We start from the raw sequence: 20831 nt of genomic DNA on the forward strand, positions 1-20831 counted from the left end.
TGACCGAATTCAAAAACGATGCCTATGATGGCAACAATATCCTCGAACAGGTAGGTACGCTATGACTGCAATCACCCATGTATATAACTACACAGTTAGATGTCCACATTACAAAGATCCTGAACATCCCGTTACTTGGTTAAATCATATTGAAATGAACCAGTCCTGTGAGATCGCGTTAAATCGCATCACTAAATGGCACGAGCTTTCTGGGGAAAAAACCTTCGAAACGAATAAGTTTGTGGTTCGTAAAGCCGAAAATGAAGATGCTTACTTCTCAATGCAGAGTGATAGACTCAAAAACGACGGCCATGCCTTAGTCACCTTTAAAATCTTTTTAGACGATTGCTGTGACGATGCGGCGCCTGAAGAAATCATGCAGCACCTGATTGAAGACTATCAACAACGCTTAGCCAAACTCGAATAATCTTTGCAGTATTATTTAGCGACCTTAGACGCCAGTGCGCAAAACGCCACTGGCGTTTTTATTTGTCGAGTTCGATAACTCAATCCACGACGTCATTTAATGCTCTTAGTTTCACTCACTCGGTTGATACTCGAACAGAAGCATTGCAACAGCGGCTCAGCAGATAATGTCGCCATAGCGTGATTCAGCTCAAGATCTGTTATATTGTCCCGAATGTCATTTTGCACAGTAAAAATGGCAAGGCCCAGTAAATTGAGTTACGAACTTAAATTGAGGATTGGCATCACAATGAATAAAGCGACGCTCATTATTATTCCTTTATTACTCGCTACATCCGCCTGTGCGGATTTAAAGGACGCAGGCCGTGCCATCGGCACAACGACTAAAGAAGTCACCACTGAGATAGGCCACGCGACTCGAGACACGACAAAAGCCATAGGTCATGCTTCACGGGATGCGGTCAAATCGGTAAAAGAAGATTTAACCAAAGACTAATGACAGTGACGCCTAGGCGTCACTGCTCATTTTAAGCATCTTATACATTTAAGCATCACGCATTTTAAGCGCCACGCCCCTTAAGCCGCATTCGCCCGAATACCATGGGGCACAGGCAATCCTTGGGCATTCACATGCACAAACACCATCTTATCTATACTCACCACTGGCGCCTGCGTCATCTTATTACGTACTTGACAGCTCACGGTAATAGAACTGTGGCCGAGACTCACGAGCTCCAGACCAAACTCAATCACATCTCCTTGATGCGCTGGCGTCATAAAGTTGATTTCAGAAATCAGCTTAGTCACATGACTGGTGCTCTTCATCTGGCAGGCAGCAAAAATAGCGGCCTCCTCATCTATCCAACTGAGCAACTGACCGCCAAACAGGGTATTTGCTGGATTTAAATGTTCAGGTTTAACTAAACGGCGACTGTAATATTTCATGGCGGTGACCTCAATGTGAATGCCAATAATCAGCTTTAATGCACTGTAACTTCCCGTAATATTCAGAGCATTATTCAGGCCACATTTGATAGCTATTAAATAACAATGAGATAGCAATAAGTTGCTGTAAAATAATCCGATTATTGCACCAAGTCGTATCAGAGTTGCACCATATTAATCAGCGCAATAGTGAACCAATAAGCAAAAAAATAGCGACTCATAGAGTCGCCAAGCTAAGGCAAGCAAAAACTTACAGGGTAGGAAGTTAAGTCACAAGGTTTGACTTAAAAACCCGCGCAGCACATGTAGGCGAACTGTACGGGGACAACAGCTGCAAAGCAGCTAAACACAGGCTTACGGGTAACACTCTTTCATACTCAACTCGAGATTTAAGCTGCAAGCTCGGTAACTCATCACAGTCCGCTCTTGCCCTCTATTTCGAGTTTTTAACCACGCCTCACCAGATACATCAGCATAAGGCGTGCTAAGGAGTAATCCACAATCACAATGGATCATCCTAAGCGCTTCTACTGCTTAAAACTGTTCTTCTTCGGTAGACCCAGTCAGTGCAGTCACTGAAGAATGGCCACCTTGAATAACCGTAGTCACTTGGTCGAAATAACCTGTGCCCACTTCCTGTTGATGCGCCACAAAGGTGTAACCTTTCTTCGCTGCAGCAAACTCAACTTCTTGAACTTTCTCGACATAATGCTTCATACCTTCGCCGCGCGCATAGTCGTAAGCGAGGTCGAACATGTTGTACCACATGTTGTGGATGCCGGCTAAAGTGATGAACTGGTACTTGTAGCCCATGTCTGACAATGCTTGTTGGAAGCGCGCGATAGTGGCGTCGTCCAGATTTTTCTTCCAGTTGAACGAAGGCGAACAGTTATAAGCAAGCAGTTGATCTGGGTACTGAGCATGAATCGCTTCAGCAAAAACACGCGCTTCTTCAAGATCCGGTTTAGCGGTTTCACACCAAATCAAATCCGCATAAGGGGCGTAAGCTAGACCGCGAGAAATCGCTTGGTCAAGACCTGCTTTCACACGGTAGAAACCTTCATTGGTGCGCTCGCCAGTCACGAAATCACGATCGTATGGGTCGCAATCTGAAGTTAACAAATCGGCCGCGTTAGCATCGGTACGGGCAATAACCAGCGTATCGACACCGCTCACGTCCGCTGCTAAACGTGCAGCAACCAGCTTTTGTACCGCTTCTTGGGTTGGCACTAATACTTTGCCGCCCATGTGACCACATTTCTTCACTGAAGCTAACTGATCTTCAAAGTGAACGCCGGCAGCGCCCGCGTCGATCATCGACTTCATCAGTTCGAAGGCATTTAATACGCCGCCAAAGCCCGCTTCTGCGTCAGCAATAATTGGCAGAAAGTAATCAACAAATTTTTCATCTTCTGGATTAACGCCATTGCCCCACTGAATTTGGTCGGCGCGACGGAATGAGTTATTGATGCGTGACACCACAGCTGGCACTGAGTTGGCTGGGTATAAAGATTGATCTGGGTACATAGTGCCGGCTAAGTTAGCATCGGCTGCCACTTGCCAACCTGAAAGGTAAATCGCTTCGATACCCGCTTTCGCCTGTTGTACCGCTTGACCACCCGTTAACGCACCCAGTGAATTCACATAGCCTTTTTTAGCGCCACCGTTAACCAATTCCCATAACTTCGCAGCACCGCGCTTAGCGATAGTATTCTCAGGCACGATTGAACCGCGAAGCGCAACCACTTCTTCTGCGGTATAAGGACGACGCACGTGTTTCCAACGTGGGTTTTCAGCCCAATCTCGCTTGATTGCATCAATCTGTTCTTGACGTGAAGTCTGAGTCGTTGCCTTAGTCATAGTGTCGCTCCTTTATCTTTGATGTTGTAGCTATCATGAAACTGCCCCCCAGTTTCACTCTGCTAAATTGTTTGGTTGGCGGTAGCCCCGCCACAGCTAAATCTGGTTTACCTAAAACGGTTCAAGCAAATGAGTTCATTCTAAGCTGTCAGCATTTCGTAACCGGGTAAGGTTAAGAAATCGACCAACTCGTCGGAGGTGGTAATGTCTTCGAGCAATACCGCCGCTTGGGTGAATTTGCCATGGGTGAATCTGTCGCTACCCACTTCTTTTTTCACGTTCGACAGCTCTTCAACCAACATGTCTTTAAAGAGTTGCTTGGTCACGAGTTTGCCGTTTGACAGCGACTTACCGTGTTGGATCCATTGCCAAATTGATGCTCTAGAGATCTCAGCCGTAGCCGCATCTTCCATTAAGCCGTAAATGGGCACACAACCATTGCCACTGATCCACGCCTCTAAATACTGCAGGGCGATACGAATGTTCAGACGCATCCCTTGTTCAGTGCGCTCACCATCGCAGGTTTTAAGTAACTCACTAGCCAGAATTGGCGCGTCTACATCACGGGTAATATGTAATTGATTACAGTGATCTTGGCCTATGTATTCGTTGAAAATCCCCATAGCGGTGTCGGCAAGGCCAGGGTGCGCGACCCAAGTGCCATCGTGACCGTTACGCGCCTCAAGCTCTTTATCTCGACGAACTCGCTGCAATACCGCTTCGTTCTGAGCAGGATCTTTAGCAGGAATAAAGGCTGCCATGCCGCCCATCGCTAAGGCACCGCGTTTGTGGCAGGTCTTAATCAAGAGTCTTGAATAAGCGCTTAAGAAAGGCGTATCCATAGTGACGGCTTGGCGATCCGGTAAGACTCGGTCGCTATGACGTTTTAATGTTTTGATATAGCTGAAGATGTAATCCCAACGACCACAGTTCAGTGCGACGATATTGGAACGTAGTTCATAGAGAATTTCGTCCATTTCGAACACGGCAGGCAAAGTCTCAATCAAGCAAGTACATTTAATCGTGCCCGCTTGCAGACAAAACCTTTCCTCAACAAAAGCAAACACTTTTGCCCACCAGCGCGCTTCAATATGACTTTCTAACTTAGGAATATAAAAATATGGACCACTGCCCTTGGCCAAAAGTTGGCGATAGTTGTGGTAGAAATACAGTGCGAAATCAAACAGTGAGCCAGGAATCGCTTTGCCATTAAACTGCACGTGTTTTTCTTTAAGGTGCAGACCACGAACGCGGCAAATAAGCACTGCCGGATTTGGCCCTAATTTATAGTGCTTACCCGTGTCCGGTACTGTGTACTCAATATCGCCACGCACTGCATCACGTAGATTGATTTGACCTTCGACGACTTTTTCCCAGCTTGGTGCTAAAGAATCTTCGAAATCGGCCATAAACACTTTGGCATTGGCGTTGAGTGCGTTAATCACCATTTTACGTTCAACGGGACCTGTGATTTCTACGCGGCGGTCAAGTAAGTCATCGGGAATACCGCGAATTTGCCATGCACCATCACGAATAGCGCGGGTTTCAGGCAGAAAGTCGGGTAATGAGCCTTTATCGATACGCGCTTGCTTATCTTTACGTTTAGCGAGTAAGGCGGGTACTTCGTCGGCAAATTCACGACAAAGGGATTCGAGTAAGGCGACAGCCCCTTCGGTAAAAATGACTTCTTGGCCTGGAATGTCACGACCCACAATATTAAGCGTGGCGTTTGCTGTAGCTTTACCCAGTGTCGAATTCAATTGCTGTTCACTCAAAGTGTGTTCCGTCATCTTGATGCCCTCCCAAGAGGCTCCACTATCACAGGCTTAACGCTGACATATAAAGCAGTAGTATCCCCAATCACCACTGCTTATAAACTCACCAAAAAACCATCAAATGTTTGTTTCGAACTAAAACTTACCGACAAACGTTTGTATTTGCAACAGTCCAAGATTGACAAAAACATGCATTAACCTAAGTAAAAACCATGCTAAAATTGGTCTGACCAAGCAAGAAAATTAACGACAAATAACTGATAAATAAGCATTTAAACATTTTAATCACATATGACAATTGCAGTTAAATGAAACTTGTCAGACAACTTTACCAATCAATACGCAAAGTAATTAATTACGTAATTAAATAACTAAGAGTAAATTTATTATTACATCATTTTTACTCTATTAGACCTAAGTAGAAAATGCTCAATGTTTTGAACTAACCTAGAGGTAAGTCAGATAAATCCATATAAATCATAATGATAAAGACTGTTGCTATTGCTACAAATTAAAACGACCGTTTTATTTTGACGTTTACGTAAACGAAATAAGTGTCGTGTGCGATTCAAACTAAGTACCTGGTTGCGTTTCCCGATCAACAAGGTGGGATGTGATGGTTAACTCAAAAAATAAATCACTTTTTTATAAAAAAAATGAAACAAATTTGACATTACAGCGGGATGGAACTTAGACGCGACTTTTTATGAAGCTTTTCTCCTGCGAGAACCCATACCTTACTTCCTCAAATACATGCCTTTTCGTAACACTTATTCGCAGCACTGCACATTTCAACCACGACATCTGAAACATATGTTGCCAACTCAAATGCAAATCATTACTATTCGCGACCTATTTATTTGGGGGAACCATTAATGAAATCATTTCGTTTGTCACTAACTGCACTCGCCTGCCTTTCCGTTTTATCGCAAACTGCATCCGCCGAAGCTAACTCGGTATCAGCAAATACTGAAGCCAACGTTGAGCGCATCACGGTTTATGGCAGACAAAACTCAGTGGTGAAAAATTCAGGGCTAGCGACTAAATCAGACATGTCTCTCATGGAAACCCCTGCAGCTGTAGTGATTGTTGACCAAGAACTGATCGAAACCCAAGGTACAGATAATCTGCAAGACTTGATCCGTAACATCAGTGGTGTGACTCAAGCGGGTAATAACTATGGCATCGGTGACAACATAGTCATCCGTGGTTTAGGCGCAAATTACACCTATGACGGTATGTATGGCGGTGCTGGCCTTGGTAACACTTTCAACCCCACGCGCTCTTTAACCAACGTTGAATCCGTAGAAGTATTAAAAGGCCCAGCGACTGGACTCTATGGCATGGGGAGTGCTGGCGGCGTCATCAATTTAATTGAGAAAAAACCGCAATTCGAGTCAAAAAACAAATTTACCGCCGAAGTTGGACAATGGGATACCTACTCCCTTGCTCTGGATAGCACGGGCGGCCTGAGCGATGATGTCGCCTACCGTTTAGTGGCCAAATCCGGCCGCAGTGATGGCTATCGCGATATAGGCACAGACAGAGACGAAATCTATGGCGCCTTGAAATGGGTATTAAGTGATAGCCAAGATGTAATGCTTTCAGGTGCTTACATCAAAGATGCTATTGCCGTTGACTCTATTGGCCACCCGATTCGAATTTACAATGCCGATTCAGTCGGCGGTAAAAGCGCGGGAGAGGTCACTTGGCAGGATTTGATCAACGATCCAACTGGTAAGGGTCTACAACTGACCGATGCACAGCGTCAGCAGCTAGCGGACTCGTTGTCGGGCGCTGACGGCTTAAGGCCCTATTCATTTGGTGATGCAGGGCTGATTTCACCCATGGCGAAGGACAATGAAGGCGAAGAGTTAAGATTTAAACTAACCCATAATATTTACTTCAACGATAATCTGTTTCTTAATCAGCAATTACAGTATCGCGACTACACTTCAGGCTTCGCCCGCCAAACAGGTGCCTATAACTACGTCTACTGGAAACAAGGCAAAAACCCGATCAACACTGATCCCCGCGCGCCTTTAGTTGAAAACGGCGAACTTTATCCTTTTGCTGCAAGACGTCAGGAATACCGTAAAGTGGATGCCGACGAGACTTCGTGGCAGTACTTTGCCGATCTACGCTATGACTTCCAAATTGGCAATATAGACAATGAATTATTGGTCAATGCCAACTACGAAGATCGTAATATTCGTTTCCAGCAATATTCTATCTACGATGCGGATCAAATCTTTAAAAACAAAGATGGCAAAATCATTTACCAAGGATCTCTGCCTTATATATACGACATCCGCAATCCTAATTGGGGCACAGGTAAATTCGAGGACTATGACCCACTCAAAACCGCTAACTATGACAAAAAAGTCAGCGCTTGGGGCGTAGGCTTACAACATGTCAGTTATCTGCCATACGGCTTTACCACGCGTATTGGTGTTGCCTTTAATGAGATTAAACAAGCCTATGAGCACTTTGGTGTTGATCCACGCTATAGCACTAGCCAATCCCAAGCGACACCAGAAGCCGATACCACAGATAACGGTATGACCTATAACCTAGGGTTAACCTACATGCCGATTGAGGATTTATCATTTTTCATCAACCATTCTAAAGGGCGCACCGCCTACAGTGTACTTGATGCAGTAAAAGATAATGCTACCGACCGAGATGATTCAGAATCAATTAGCAATGATCTAGGTATGCGCTTTAAAGCATTTGAGGATCAATTGCTTGGCTCACTGGTATTCTTTAAAAGCTCGCGTACTAATGTCGCCTATAACAACCCTGATTATACCAATGGCATATTAACCCCTAATATTCCCGTGTATTTTTATGATGGCAGCGAAGATACTCAGGGGGTCGAACTCGATCTCAATGCCCACCTGAATGATCAATGGCGCGTTAACCTTAATGGCATGTACCAAGATGCAAGGGATAAGCAAAACCCGAATGACGTCGCAAATTACGACAGCCGTCAAAAAGGTGTGCCTTATGTCACTGCCAGTGCTTGGATTACCTATGGCGCGGATTGGTTTAGATTATCAAGCCCAATCGAGCTGAGCCTTGGTGCAAAATTTGTCGATGATCGCAGTACGCACTCAAGCTCATTTGGTATTCCAGACGGTTACGTGCCTAGCTATACCGTCGTTGACTCGGCAGTGAGCTACAACGCGGATTCTTGGAAAATCCAGCTGAACATCAATAACCTTTTCAATAAAGACTATTACAGTAAAGCCATGTTCCTCGGAGGTATGCCGGGTGAAGAACGCAACGTCAAACTGCAATACAGCTATAGCTTTTAACACCTAAACATCAGCGTTAAATTTGATGTTCTAAACCAATAAAAAGAGAGCATTTATGCTCTCTTTTTTATATCCAAATCAGAGCGACAACATTAACTCACATTCTCCCTATCGCCACGCATGAGGGATTCCAACTCTGCCTTACCCTTATTCGATAGATTGATTAACGTCGCTAAATCATTTTGATGGGCCGCACTCGCAATCACCAGTTTCTTATCATGCTCAGCAAAGATTTTTACCCGCTCATTGGCTTGTACCTGCGATAAACCTAGACCTTGGAGAATCTTCTCACTGGCCGATAGCGCCGAACCAAAGGTCTCACGAAACACATCCGTCACCCCAAGGCTCATCAAACGATAAGCATGGTTACGGTCCCTCGCCCGCGCGACTATGTTGATATGGGGAAAATGCGTTTTCACTTGCTGAGCAATTTCAATGGAATCCTCAACACTGTCCACGGCAAGCAATAGTAATCTAGACCGAGCAATCCCCGCCGACATCAACATGTCTAAGCGTCTGGCATCACCAAAATACACTTCACCACCGTATTTACGAATAACATCCACATGACTCGCATCCTTATCCAAGGCGACAAAAGGGATACCTGATGAGGCCAAAATACGCCCCGTGATCTGGCCTACTCGACCAAATCCAGCAATCACCACTTCAGATTCGGTGACATTAATCGTATCTGGCAGACGAGTATCCACCACTTTGGCTTTAGTTGCTCGGAACAAAGTAAACAATAGAGGCGTTACTGCCATAGACAAACCAATAGCAAGCATAAGGACTTGCGCAATTTTATCGCCGACAATACCAGATAGCTGCGCCTGAGATAAAAGCACAAAGGCAAATTCACCGCCTTCAGCAAGGATCAAACCTAGTGCAATACTAGGCCGCCATTTGTGGTGCCGAATGCGACCCAACACCATAAGCACAAAGGTTTTAATCAGCAACATAGCCATTAAAATACCCAGAATAAGTAACGGATCAGATATCAATAATTTCAAATCCATACTCATACCGACAGCCATGAAAAACAGCCCAAGCAATAAGCCTTTAAAAGGTTCTATGTCAGTTTCGAGCTGGTGCCGATAACTTGAGTTAGCGAGCATAATACCCGCCAAAAATGCCCCCATACCCGCGGAAAGTCCCAACCACTCCATTAACTCAGCGCTACCCATGACCAGTAATAATGCAAAAGCGGTGAGCACTTCACGCACCCCACTGCTTGCCACTAGTTTAAGGAATTTAGGCAGTAAATATTTCCCCACTAACACAAAACCAACGAGCGCAAGACACGTCCAGTACCAAGGCACCGCATGATGTTCAATCTGAGCAGAATTGGGCGCCAAATATGCAGTCAGCAGCAACATAGGGATAACCGCAAGGTCTTGCATTAACAATACCCCAAAAGCATCACGTCCAAGTGGGGTTGTGAGCAGTCTATGCTCACTCATTAACTGCACGGCAAAGGCTGTCGATGATAAAGATAGCGCGGCGCCAACCACTAAAGCCGCCTCAATAGACAAGCCAAAGCCCCAAGCCAAACCTCCAATCGCAGCCCATGACAACAACAGCTGACCACTGCCTAAACCAAAGATAGCACTGCGAAGTTCCCATAATTTACTTGGATTCAATTCGAGTCCAAGTACAAACAGCATAAGTACCACACCTAACTCGGCAAAATGCAACACGGCTGCAGGATCAGAAACCAACGCCATGCCACCTGGGCCTAAAATAATCCCTGCGGCCAAATAGGAAAGAATAGGGCCCGCGCCAAAACGTTTACCCAAGGGAACAAAAATAACCGCCGCCAATAAAAATAGCAGCACCGACGTGAGTAAACTCGACTGTTCCATGAAGGCTCCAACGGAAAAAGGAATGCGCATTGTTCTATGTAAGGCCCCAGCAATAGCTAGGCAATTATCAGCTATGATATCCCATTTATTTATTAACAAGGTCAAGGCAATTCATTAAAAATGAGAAATTTTTGATACGAAAAACACTTAAGCGTGGGGGAAATCAACTGGAGCAACAAAGCAGAGTAAAAGAGCGCTTAGAGACACCTTAGACTGTTATTGCATTTTAGTGAGTGGCTGCAAAATAAAAAACGAGCAATAAACTAAGGAAGGATAAAACCAGTAAGGGCTTGCCAACTCTGGATGAGACTAAATGCTCACTCGACTTGCATTACACAGAGGGCGATGCGATATGAGGCCGTAAATCAGTTGCCTGCTTGTCACATTTTAATATGTCAGAATAGCGTACTACGGTGTTGCGGCCATTGGCCTTAGCGGCATAGAGCGCCATGTCGGCTCGGTGAAATAATGGATCCAAACTCAGATCATCAGCCATTAAACCGCTCACGCCAAAACTCGCCGTTATGACGAACTTATGCCCTGAATGTTGGGTATCAATGGCCTCGATACGAGCTCGACATTGCTCCGCCACTTCCATGCCTTTCGCTTCATCGGCATAGGGTAATAAAATTGCAAACTCCTCACCGCCGATACGAGCAAAAACATCACCATTTCGGATATGGGATTTAAGGGAGTCAACCACCTTTTTAAGCGCCCAATCGCCAGTTCCATGACCAAAAGAATCGTTGATACGTTTGAAGAAATCTAAATCGAATAAAATGACACAGAAATCCCCGCTACGAGCCGTGGCTTGCACAAAAAGGTTTTCTCCCAACTCTTGCCCTGCACCACGATTCAATATGCCTGTTAAGGCATCCATTCTCGCCATACGCATAAACTTACGTTTCTGCATCTGACCTACGGCTAACAAAATCCCAAGGAAGAACAGCCCACCCACTAGAATAGTGATAAACATCAGCATATTGGTGTATTCCCGCTCTTTTACCATTTGCTGAGCGATGTAAAGTTCACGCTCTTTATTGAGTAAATTGATTTCACGCGACTGTTCATCAGCATTAAACTTAGCCGCCTGATAAGCGAGGGTTTTCATTCTAGATTGGTCAAAAATCAATTGATTATAATATTGTTCTTTTCTTTTGTATTCATATGCTTGCTCAAATTGTTTATCCGCCGCCATCAGTTCGGCAAATACCTTATATGCAATATGCTTATGTTCGATGTAGCTATTATCATCGGGGAATGAAAGCACTTTAACGGCGTGACTTTTCGCTTGAACCTGCTCATCCATGGCAAAGTAATTCTCGGCAAGTAGTGCATGCACATGGCTGATTTCTAACTGAAATTGAAAAGCTTCATACCCTTTTAAAGCTAATAGTAGAATCGCTCTCGCACCTAAAAAGTCGCCCCGCTCCTGCAAAACCATAGCTTTGCCTTTTATCGACATAGTCGCCAGAAGGGGGAATTGCTTCGCATCACAGTATTGACGGCTATCTTCGAAGGCATCGAAGGCATCGGGATTTTTCACGCCGAGTAAATAAATAGCGCGCAGCAATTTGGCATGGCAAATATCGCGGACATCGGTTTCCTTTGCGAGTTGTAACACCTTATAGGCATAAAGGCCCATATCACTATAAGCGTCCATTTCGGAATAAATATTGGCAATTCTTAGATATGAGTGCCGTTTAATCGTGACATCATCAATATTCACCACTAGGGCTAATGCTTGAGCGACTGCAGCCAAGGCTTTGTCATAGTCACGCAGACCTATATATACCGTGGCTTTGTAACTATAAACTGACGCCAATAAATCAGTATTTGGCACTAAGGTTTCGGCTTGGTGTAGATCATCTAACGCTTTAGTGTATTCACCAGTGAAAAAATAACCTATCGCTCTATCTATCCTCAGTCGTCCTTGTTGTATTGTAGTTAAACGACTGAATTCTTTCTCATATTCGGCAAGTTTTTTCTGCGCAGCACTAAGATCAGATTGCAGTAATACATCAAGCTCATTGAGTGCCTGATCAAAATCGAGAGAGTTAGCCATCAAAGCTGTCGAACACAAGGCGAAGATGGCTAATAGGGCACAACGTAACCGTTTCAAAATTAGTTAATTATTACCATGATTGACTAAAATAAATGTTTGATAATTTTGGTCGCCACTCAAAACTTTTAGTTTTGTCATATCCCCTGTCATTACAGCGCTAATTTCTTCATCAGTTAACCCATGGGCACGCATTACGGCCTCCGGGTCCTGTTGATACGCTTCCATCAGTTGTGCATCTTGGCCTAACTGAGTAAAAAAATCGGATAATGCAGACATACCTTTCCTTATTTATATGATGACTCCCGAATTCAGCTCAGAAGTACAGCACTCACAATTAGCCTAAATCTTCAGGTCTAATGCCTAATTTAGTTAAAATAGCATAGTTGTATTCGAGTTTTTTTGCTGGTGGGATCAGTAAGGTACTGATCGGAGACAAGTTTGCCTCGGGCAGCTTACTCAACGGCAAATACTCAATTCTAGGGGCTTGAACTGGCAGATTAGCAGCTTCGTAGATCACCACTTGATGATCTCGCGGATACCATTGATTCAGTTGTTCAACCAAAATCTGCAGCCTGTCACTCGTAGTATGAAACTGAGTTAAGGTATGTTCACCAGCAATCGCAATTTGCCATAACAATAAATGGGTTGTCGGATCGGGCACATGATTAAAAAACATAAACTGGCTAGCTTCAAAGCTTTGATGCCCAGAGCTGCCGGGGTCAATACCCAGATCAGCCCATAAACACGCCTCGGCCGAAATCCCCGGCTCCATCTTCGCTGAAAACCCTTCTGCCCTCGCCCGCGTAATCGCCATATGGGAAACACAGGCAAAGACTCCAGGATGACCATAGAGTGCACAAACGGTTTTTTTGCCAGCCCTTACGGCCTCCAATATAGAATTAACCATTTGTTCGTAGGTTTCTCGGCGATTTTTAACTTCACCATTTTGTGCATAAAACGGCTGTAAATTGATGACATTGGGATTAATGTTCTGGATCCAACGCTGCGAAAAACCATCGGGCAAGAGTGAAAACACGACATCAGCGTGCTCAATATAACTACGACTCATCACACTGATCTGTCCGGCCAGTTGTAAACCCGTACCTACGCAAACTAAAGAACCCAATGCATCTATCCCACTATTTTATTTCGAACACTGCAAACTTACGGCAAAAAAGCCACAGTACAAGAACACAATAAAAACATATCGGTAACTTTAATCTGATTTTAATGAGATTACTATGTTTATCGCCACACATACTGTCTATCGACTTACTAACTAATTGCTTGGCTTTAAAGAAGAAATCGCTCACATTTACTCTTTTCCCAATCCAGCCAACAGTAAACCTGTACGGCTCTAGAAGCCGAAAATCATACTCATAGCCCCATATGACTTTAGCGAATAAATATCCTTAAAGATTGAGAACTAAAGCCAACATACTGGGTCGAAAAGTCACACAATTCGATCTATGACGGTTGCAAAGCCCGATTGCCCTTGTCATGAGGGGGAATGCTTGGGTATTATGGCCGCCAGATTTTCAGAAGTAGCGCATACAATGATCAATAAAAAGCAAAGTCTTACCCTACTGGGCGCTGTGGCGCTCTCTGTTTCGCTCAGTGCCTGTAGCGTGTTCGATTGGTTGATTTATAAGCCTGACATTCCACAGGGCAACTACATGGAACCGCAACAAGTTGAAAAGTTGCGCATTGACATGACCAAAGAACAAGCCGAATACATTCTCGGCCGTCCGGTATTACGAGATAGTTTTGCCGACGATACTTGGTACTATGTGTATCACTACAAGAGTGGGCGTGATGCCAGCATTACGCATAAAGAACTCATACTGCACTTTACGGGCGATAAACTTACCTCAGTGAAAGGCGATTATGAACTGAGCAAAGAATTTAGTACGCCGCTAGAACAAAGCAGCTTGCCAACAGGTAATAAAACTGAGCTAGTGCCACAAATTCCAGCACAGCGCGCCGATGAAAAGCCATTAGTGAAAGAAAATCAAGCTGAAGCGCAAGTTCAAAAACCAATTAAGTAATATCCTAAACTTTGCTTATGCTCTTCTCAGTCAATCAAATACAAAAAAGCGCCCAAGGGCGCTTTTTTATTGAGCAATGATGTCAGTATTTAAGCCCGTCCGCCCGTCACTTTATTCGCGCGGCCTTCATCTTTAGCTTTATCTGCTCGGCGACGACGCACATCCTTAGGATCAGCAATCAAAGGACGATAAATCTCAACCCTTTGCCCCGGTAAAATCACTTGGTCATGCTTAACCACATTACTAAACACACCGAGCTTAACCGTCTCTAAATCGATCTCAGGAAAAAAACTCACTATGTTACTTAAACGCACCACCTCAATCGCTGACGTGCCGGGATTCACATTCACCGAAATCACTTTTTGCTGTGTAGGCAAGGCATAAACCACATCAACTACAAACTTATCTGTCTCATTTGTCACTGTAAATCACCTTAGCGCGACTCGTAAATGCCGTCACCATTGATACCATAAGATCATTAAACACTTTACCAAAGGCCATATCGGCTAACGAACTTGAAAACTCAAAACTCAGCTCGAATTCTACCTTGCAGGCCTCTTCAGTCAGCTCAGTAAAACGCCACTGCCCCAATAAATGCTTAAAGGGCCCATTTTCCAATGTTAAATCAATACTCTTACCAGGAACCACTTGGTTGCGAGTCGTAAATGTCTTACGGATCCCCGCTTTACTCACATCAACAGATGCCAGCATAGTCTTGCCATCAAATTCTAAGACTTTGCCACCCACACAACCGGGTAAAAACTCCTTATACGACTCGACATCATTCACTAAGTCATACATTTGCATCGCACTAAAACGGACTAACACACTTCGAGAAATTTGCGGCATAGGACTTAGTACTCTTCACTAACGTATTCACAGCGACCTAAGCAAACTCAAACGCACGAAAAGAACGCACGTGCAATAAACAACTTAGGCCAGCAATCAAAATTTGCACGGATTTTATCACGATACGTAAAAAACGCACCCCTTGTGCACTTAAGCTGATACTCAACACCCTAATCACGTTCAAAAAAACAGCAACAACACGATAGAGGCTTGAAATTAACTAAATAAACCCTTATATCAATACCAAATTGATTCACCGTGCGTATAATGGCGCCACTATGGTAAAGAAAAATTCAAGCAAAGCCGCGCCTGCGACTATCGCACGTAATAAGCGCGCAACCTTCGAATACCGTTTCGAAGAGAAAATGGAAGCCGGCCTATCCCTCATGGGATGGGAAGTGAAATCTATCCGTATGGGTAAGGTCAACTTGTCCGACTGTTACGTATTCCTGAAAAATGGCGAAGCCTTTATGCATGGCTGCACCATTATTCCCTTGAATACGGCATCGACACACGTTGTCTGCGATCCCCTACGTTTGAAAAAACTGCTACTCAGCCGTAAAGAGCTAGATAAACTAGCGGGCTTAGTTGAGCGCCAAGGCTACTCTATTATTCCTATCTCAATGTACTGGCGTAAAGGTGCATGGGTAAAAGTGGAAATTGGCCTAGGTAAAGGTAAGAAAGATCACGATAAGCGCGAAGATACTAAAGCGCGTGAATGGGAAGTTGAAAAAGCCCGCGTGATGAAAAAAGAAAAAACGCACGGATAATGAACAAACGATTGAACTTGAAGCAAATGATGCTAGGTGATCATAGTGCTACGGGTTACAATCAAATTCTTGGGGGCGATTCTGGATTCGACAGGATTCACGAAACCCTGGGAGCATGCCGAGGGGCGGTTGGCCTCGTAAAAAGCCGCACAGTTATAGTTGCAAACGACGATAACTACGCTCTAGCAGCTTAGGCTAGCTAGCCATCTGACACAGGTCTCTCAAATGGGCGGTGTATACAGATGGTCATCTTACATTTGATAGCGAGGGAACTCCGTCCGGGGGTGAACCGCGAAATAGTACCGGACTCGCCCGATGAAATCCTGTCTTTCGGAGTTTATTCGGGTTAATTAAAAGAGAGACTAAGCATGTAGTGCCTTGGATGTAGGTGTTCTGGACGCGGGTTCAAGTCCCGCCGCCTCCACCAATTTTACCAGAAGGGCTTAACCGCAAGGTTAAGCCCTTTTTGTTTGAACTTTCATGCGATGTTATCGATTCAAATGCGGCGGCGGGAACTGAACTGGCGTCGATAAATGAATCATGTCGCCACTTGATCTAATCTCTATTAGATTCAGCCATTCAGATGCCGCACCTAAAAAACTACCTTTTTCCCTTTCCACCCAAAGCGCGCTTTTTAGCACGTTGTTTTTGCGCCGCTTTGCCGTTACGTCTAGGTTCGGTATCCATCTTATTAAAGTCGGGTTCAAAGCCAAGTAACCATTGTTGTGGTAGACGCTTGTCGAGCACAACTTCAACTTCTTCCAATAATAGGGCGTCCTCTTGACTAAAGAGGGTGATGGCAAGCCCTGCACTACCCGCTCGACCTGTGCGACCAATACGATGAATATAATCTTCGGCGATAAAGGGTAGCTCAAAGTTGATCACATATTTAAGCTCGACGATATCTAGGCCTCTGGCGGCGACATCCGTTGCCACTAGCACTTGGATCTTACCTTGTTTAAATTCCTGCAAAACTTTCTCGCGCGCGCCTTGGGACAAGTCACCGTGAAACGCCTGAGTGATAATATCGGCTTTATTGAGTTGCTGAACCAGTTTATCGACACCTTGCTTGGTGCGGCTAAAAATCAGCACTTGATGCCAGTTTTTACTGCGCACCAGATGGCTGACGAGTTCGGTTTTACGGTCGGCGTCGACGGCATAAACCACTTGTTCAATTTCAGCAGCGGTCGTATTGCGCTTGGCAACTTCAATCAACTTAGGATCGCGCAGTAAAGTTTTACTTAAGCTGAAGATAGCGGCATCTAAGGTGGCAGAAAATAACAGGGTTTGCCTATCACTCGGTACTTGCTTGAGCACGGCTTGGATCTCATCCATAAACCCCATGTCGAGCATACGGTCAGCTTCATCGAAAACAAGCACACTCAATTGCTTAAGATTTAATGCACCTTGTCTAAGGTGATCAAGTAAGCGACCCGGAGTTGCGATTAACACATCAATCCCTGCATTAAACACAGCGACCTGCGCATCGATACTCACGCCGCCGTAGGCGATACCGATACGAATATCAGTCCCTTTAGCGTACTTAACAAAACTCTGCTGTACCTGCACCGCCAGTTCACGTGTCGGCACTAAGACTAATCCACGTACGGGTCTCACAGCCGTTAACTCTTGCGAAGGGCTGAGTGTCATCAAATGATGCAAGATAGGCAAGGCGAACGCAGCGGTTTTGCCTGTACCCGTTTGGGCGCCAGCCATCACATCCCGTTTAGCTAAGATGGCAGGGATCGCTTCTAACTGGATTGGCGTTGGCGATTCATAGCCAAGAACCGCTAAGGTATTCACTAACGTGGAGTTTAAGGATAAGGCACTAAAAGACATTGCGGTTAACCACTGAAAATAATGGCTAGAATTTTAGCAGACACAACCCTAAGCGACTAGCGGCATAGCGCTAGTCCTATTGTTATATGCAAACTTGTTTTACGATAGAAATGCGTCGAGATCTTCAGCTAGCTGCGGACGACTAAAGAGATAACCTTGGGCTTGATCGCACTGGTTTTGTTGCAGAAAATCAGCTTGCTCTTTAGTTTCAACCCCTTCAGCGATAATTTCCAGCTTCAACGCATGTCCAAGCGCAATCACAGCCTTAGCGATAGCGGTATTGTTGGTATCGAAGGGAATGTCCCGCACAAAAGATTGATCAATTTTCAATTTATGAATAGGCAGTTTTTTCAAATAGTTGAGCGATGAATAGCCAGTACCAAAATCATCAACCGATAATTCGATACCCAGATCGCCAAGTCGCTTTAAGTCACGGATAGCAAGATCTGGATTCTGCATCATCACACTTTCGGTCACTTCAAGCTCTAAATGCTTGGCGGGCAAACCCGTTTCAGCTAAGACACGTTTCACATCATCCACAAAGGAACTACGCTGTAACTGTTGTCCTGCCACGTTCACGGCAATACGGCCAAAATGTTTGCCTTCACTAAGCCAACGCATTCCCTGAAGGCAAGCGGTTTCTAACACCCATAAACCTATCTCATGGATAAGACCAATTTTTTCTGCCACAGGTATAAATACCGCGGGCGAAATCAAACCCAGTTGAGGATCGTACCAACGCAGTAGCGCTTCAAATCCCACGGTTTGTCGAGTCACTAAATCAAATTTTGGCTGGTACATTAAGTACAAGGCATTTTGCTCAATCGCGCCATAGAGGGCACTTTGCAGCTTAAGATGTTCAAAAGACTGTTGAGTTAAGGACTCTGTATAAAAAGCATAATTATTGCGGCCATCATTTTTGGCACGATACATGGCCGCATCGGCGTTACGCAGTAAAGTGTCCGCATCGGTTCCATCATTCGGATACAAAGAAACGCCCATACTCGCCGTTAAACGTAAGTGGTCGCCCGTGCTCACAATAAAAGGTTGCTCAAACACTTGGCGCAATTGATTTATGGCAACTGCGGCATCGGCACTATTGTCGATCCCTGAAATCAATGCCACAAACTCATCGCCACCAATCCGTGATAACACATCCTGATCGCCTACTTGGCTGCGTAAACGCTTGGCAAGCTCGACCAACATTTCATCGCCTATACTGTGGCCAAAACTGTCGTTGATATGCTTGAACAGATCGACATCAATCATCACAGTCGCTAATTGCAAATTCAGCCGCTTAGCTTGTCGCACTTCTTGCTTAAGCTGCATCATGAACTTCATGCGATTGGGCAAATGCGTTAGCGGGTCAAAATACGCTAAGTGCGTGAGTTGTGCTTCATTCTCTTTCTGGGCTGAAATATCGGCAAATACAGCGACAAAATAACGCACATCTCCAACGTCATCATAAATAGTGCTTATGGTGATATTTTGCGGAAAAATCGTGCCATTTTTACGCCGATTCCAAATTTCGCCATTCCATTTACCTTGAGTAAGCAAGGCATTCCAGAGTTTATCGAAAAAATCTTTATCATGCCGACCCGAACTAAAAATCCGAGGATTCTGGCCGAGTAACTCTTCCCTCACATAACCTGTGATCTCAAAAAATGCACCGTTAACGTCGGTAATATTGCCATGCCGGTCGGTCACAACCACACCTTCAACCGAGTTTTTAAACACATTGGTCGCCAGTGTCAGTTGTTCTTCAACTGCTTTATGCTTGGAGATGTTGCGAGTCATACCGATAACGCCCACGAGCTCACCCAGGGCATTGAGTGTTGGGAGTTTTAGCGTTTCTAGCCAAAGATGATTTTTAGCTTCACTGCCATCTAAACACTCAGCGACAATGATAGGCGTACCTGACTCGATAGCGAGCCTATCACCCTCTAGAAAAATCTCTGCAATATCAGCACCAAAGAGTTCAACATCGGATTTACCAACAATCTCACTGCGGGGCATTTCCCACGCATTCTCAACACTACGATTGCAAAGAGTGTAAATGCCAGCGGCATTTTTCATCCAAATATGTTCGTCAAAACTATCGATAAAAGTTTGTAAATCGACCGTATCGACACGACTCGGTGAACCTCGGCTTAATGTTTCAGCCGCATTATGTTGGCTCAATATCTCGCCTAACTGGTGTTGAATGCTATCGCTGATAAGCTTGGCAAATTGTAGCGTTTTTGAATCTACGCCGTGAGCCTCGTTGTGATAGAAGCATAAAAAGCCAAAATGTGCCCCAGATGGCCAAGCGAGAGACAAACAAATCACGCTGCCGATTGCGCTACAAGTGTGCCAATCTGAGTGCTGCCGAGTATCCATAATTAACAGAGGCTCACGTACCTGCTCAGTTAGCTGTGATACAGATAATGCAGCCGTGATTTGATGACTGCCTAATCGGGGCAATGCTGAAATCGGCTCACTCAAGCTGGACAACTTAGCATTGCTTATCGGGGGAGTAGTAGGTTTATCAATAATATCAAAGGGATTAGGAACGATTTCAGATGGTGTGACCATTGACGGCATCGCAACGGACTGGCTTATAACAGGCTGGGTGTTAGCCAAATGATTGCCACTTAGGTGGCTGAGTATTGCCTGTATTTCACTTTCAGCCGCAGAGTCTGAACTTAACATGCTGCTAAGTTCACCCGCAGCATTCCATGCTAATAACATTGCTTTACTGCTTGATATCTCAGCGACTAAATTTAAGTCACTCAACCAGTTATCCAGCTGTTGCTGCGTAATAGGTACATCTATCATCATCTTGCCAACTCAGATCTCGTTACTGCTCAATCGGCCTACGGCGAGAATACCGTAAGACCTTAAACACATGCCCAATATTGCTACAGAGGGAAAACGTTAACCAAGCAGTAAAATCTCATAAAATTTTACGTTTAACATCAAATCAATACATCTCAATTGGCACTAAGGTTGGATCTAAAACTTACTCCATCATATCCACCTTTTAGGGTGGTAGAGGTCAAACCATCAAAATTCACACTAACTTACTCACAC

At 44.7% G+C, this 20831-nt stretch carries 16 protein-coding genes and 1 other RNA gene; 6 read left to right on the forward strand and 11 right to left on the reverse strand.

Annotated features, from left to right (window positions below; genetic code table 11):
* The first annotated feature begins 61 nt into the window (after window positions 1-61).
* Both L5L98_RS09905 and L5L98_RS09910 read left to right on the forward strand, forming a co-directional pair.
* On the forward strand, window positions 62-427 hold the full coding sequence (locus L5L98_RS09905; protein ID WP_028760718.1) for a hypothetical protein: 366 nt from the start codon (window positions 62-64) through the stop codon (window positions 425-427).
* A 288-nt stretch (window positions 428-715) separates the two neighbouring features.
* Entirely contained in the window at window positions 716-922 is a 207-nt protein-coding gene (locus tag L5L98_RS09910) for a hypothetical protein (protein ID WP_028760719.1), read from the forward strand.
* A gap of 80 nt (window positions 923-1002) precedes the next feature.
* Here the strand turns inward: L5L98_RS09910 and L5L98_RS09915 are convergent, their stop codons facing one another.
* From L5L98_RS09915 to aceB, 3 genes are all read right to left on the reverse strand, one after another.
* Window positions 1003-1371, reverse strand: a complete 369-nt coding sequence (locus L5L98_RS09915) for an acyl-CoA thioesterase (protein WP_006080843.1) — start codon at window positions 1369-1371, stop codon at window positions 1003-1005.
* A gap of 534 nt (window positions 1372-1905) precedes the next feature.
* Window positions 1906-3231, reverse strand: a complete 1326-nt coding sequence (aceA, locus tag L5L98_RS09920; protein ID WP_028760720.1) for an isocitrate lyase — start codon at window positions 3229-3231, stop codon at window positions 1906-1908.
* A 140-nt stretch (window positions 3232-3371) separates the two neighbouring features.
* Entirely contained in the window at window positions 3372-5021 is a 1650-nt protein-coding gene (aceB, locus tag L5L98_RS09925; protein WP_263140408.1) for a malate synthase A, read from the reverse strand.
* A gap of 860 nt (window positions 5022-5881) precedes the next feature.
* On the opposite strand from aceB, the gene L5L98_RS09930 reads away from it, so the two are divergent.
* Window positions 5882-8326, forward strand: a complete 2445-nt coding sequence (locus L5L98_RS09930; protein WP_263140410.1) for a TonB-dependent receptor — start codon at window positions 5882-5884, stop codon at window positions 8324-8326.
* Between the two features lie 92 nt (window positions 8327-8418).
* Here the strand turns inward: L5L98_RS09930 and L5L98_RS09935 are convergent, their stop codons facing one another.
* The 4 genes from L5L98_RS09935 to L5L98_RS09950 form a co-directional block, all read right to left on the reverse strand.
* Entirely contained in the window at window positions 8419-10188 is a 1770-nt protein-coding gene (locus tag L5L98_RS09935) for a monovalent cation:proton antiporter-2 (CPA2) family protein (protein WP_263140412.1), read from the reverse strand.
* Window positions 10189-10519: 331 nt separating this feature from the next.
* Window positions 10520-12253, reverse strand: a complete 1734-nt coding sequence (locus L5L98_RS09940; protein WP_263140581.1) for a GGDEF domain-containing protein — start codon at window positions 12251-12253, stop codon at window positions 10520-10522.
* Window positions 12254-12316: 63 nt separating this feature from the next.
* Complete coding sequence (locus L5L98_RS09945) at window positions 12317-12529, reverse strand: hypothetical protein (protein WP_219234077.1); 213 nt, start codon at window positions 12527-12529, stop codon at window positions 12317-12319.
* Window positions 12530-12587: 58 nt separating this feature from the next.
* Window positions 12588-13379, reverse strand: a complete 792-nt coding sequence (locus L5L98_RS09950; RefSeq protein ID WP_028760726.1) for an SAM-dependent methyltransferase — start codon at window positions 13377-13379, stop codon at window positions 12588-12590.
* Between the two features lie 430 nt (window positions 13380-13809).
* Between L5L98_RS09950 and L5L98_RS09955 the strand changes: the two genes are divergently transcribed.
* A complete protein-coding gene (locus L5L98_RS09955) occupies window positions 13810-14301 on the forward strand; it encodes an outer membrane protein assembly factor BamE (protein ID WP_028760727.1) in 492 nt (163 codons plus the stop codon).
* Between the two features lie 89 nt (window positions 14302-14390).
* On the opposite strand, the gene L5L98_RS09960 is transcribed toward L5L98_RS09955, so the two are convergent.
* Window positions 14391-14723 carry an RnfH family protein gene (locus L5L98_RS09960; protein ID WP_106651167.1) on the reverse strand — a complete coding sequence of 111 codons (333 nt, stop codon included), beginning with the start codon at window positions 14721-14723 and terminating at the stop codon, window positions 14391-14393.
* Window positions 14713-15150: a type II toxin-antitoxin system RatA family toxin gene (locus tag L5L98_RS09965; protein ID WP_028760728.1), complete on the reverse strand. Its 438-nt coding sequence runs from the start codon at window positions 15148-15150 to the stop codon at window positions 14713-14715. Before L5L98_RS09965 ends, L5L98_RS09960 begins: the two co-directional genes overlap by 11 nt.
* A 278-nt stretch (window positions 15151-15428) precedes the next feature.
* Between L5L98_RS09965 and smpB the strand changes: the two genes are divergently transcribed.
* Together smpB and ssrA are read left to right on the forward strand one after the other, a co-directional pair.
* Complete coding sequence (smpB, locus tag L5L98_RS09970) at window positions 15429-15920, forward strand: SsrA-binding protein SmpB (protein ID WP_006080832.1); 492 nt, start codon at window positions 15429-15431, stop codon at window positions 15918-15920.
* Window positions 15921-15991: 71 nt separating this feature from the next.
* Window positions 15992-16347: a transfer-messenger RNA gene (gene ssrA, locus L5L98_RS09975) on the forward strand.
* A gap of 173 nt (window positions 16348-16520) precedes the next feature.
* Here the strand turns inward: ssrA and L5L98_RS09980 are convergent.
* Entirely contained in the window at window positions 16521-17759 is a 1239-nt protein-coding gene (locus tag L5L98_RS09980; protein ID WP_263140416.1) for a DEAD/DEAH box helicase, read from the reverse strand.
* A gap of 99 nt (window positions 17760-17858) precedes the next feature.
* Window positions 17859-20579 (reverse strand): putative bifunctional diguanylate cyclase/phosphodiesterase, encoded by a 2721-nt coding sequence (locus tag L5L98_RS09985; RefSeq protein ID WP_263140418.1) that lies wholly within the window; start codon window positions 20577-20579, stop codon window positions 17859-17861.
* Window positions 20580-20831 lie beyond the last annotated feature (252 nt).

The sequence above is a fragment of the Shewanella sp. SM23 genome (assembly GCF_025654295.1).
Lineage (GTDB): Bacteria > Pseudomonadota > Gammaproteobacteria > Enterobacterales > Shewanellaceae > Shewanella > Shewanella oncorhynchi.

Coding starts and splice junctions, on each gene's coding strand:
- L5L98_RS09965 (WP_028760728.1), bottom strand. CDS start 15,150: ATGCCGCAAATTTCTCGAAGTGTGTTAGTCCGTTTTAGTGCGATGCAA.
- L5L98_RS09930 (WP_263140410.1), top strand. CDS start 5,882: ATGAAATCATTTCGTTTGTCACTAACTGCACTCGCCTGCCTTTCCGTT.
- L5L98_RS09910 (WP_028760719.1), top strand. CDS start 716: ATGAATAAAGCGACGCTCATTATTATTCCTTTATTACTCGCTACATCC.
- aceA (WP_028760720.1), bottom strand. CDS start 3,231: ATGACTAAGGCAACGACTCAGACTTCACGTCAAGAACAGATTGATGCA.
- L5L98_RS09980 (WP_263140416.1), bottom strand. CDS start 17,759: ATGTCTTTTAGTGCCTTATCCTTAAACTCCACGTTAGTGAATACCTTA.
- L5L98_RS09905 (WP_028760718.1), top strand. CDS start 62: ATGACTGCAATCACCCATGTATATAACTACACAGTTAGATGTCCACAT.
- L5L98_RS09940 (WP_263140581.1), bottom strand. CDS start 12,253: ATGGCTAACTCTCTCGATTTTGATCAGGCACTCAATGAGCTTGATGTA.
- smpB (WP_006080832.1), top strand. CDS start 15,429: ATGGTAAAGAAAAATTCAAGCAAAGCCGCGCCTGCGACTATCGCACGT.
- L5L98_RS09935 (WP_263140412.1), bottom strand. CDS start 10,188: ATGGAACAGTCGAGTTTACTCACGTCGGTGCTGCTATTTTTATTGGCG.
- L5L98_RS09955 (WP_028760727.1), top strand. CDS start 13,810: ATGATCAATAAAAAGCAAAGTCTTACCCTACTGGGCGCTGTGGCGCTC.
- aceB (WP_263140408.1), bottom strand. CDS start 5,021: ATGACGGAACACACTTTGAGTGAACAGCAATTGAATTCGACACTGGGT.
- L5L98_RS09985 (WP_263140418.1), bottom strand. CDS start 20,579: ATGATGATAGATGTACCTATTACGCAGCAACAGCTGGATAACTGGTTG.
- L5L98_RS09945 (WP_219234077.1), bottom strand. CDS start 12,529: ATGTCTGCATTATCCGATTTTTTTACTCAGTTAGGCCAAGATGCACAA.
- L5L98_RS09915 (WP_006080843.1), bottom strand. CDS start 1,371: ATGAAATATTACAGTCGCCGTTTAGTTAAACCTGAACATTTAAATCCA.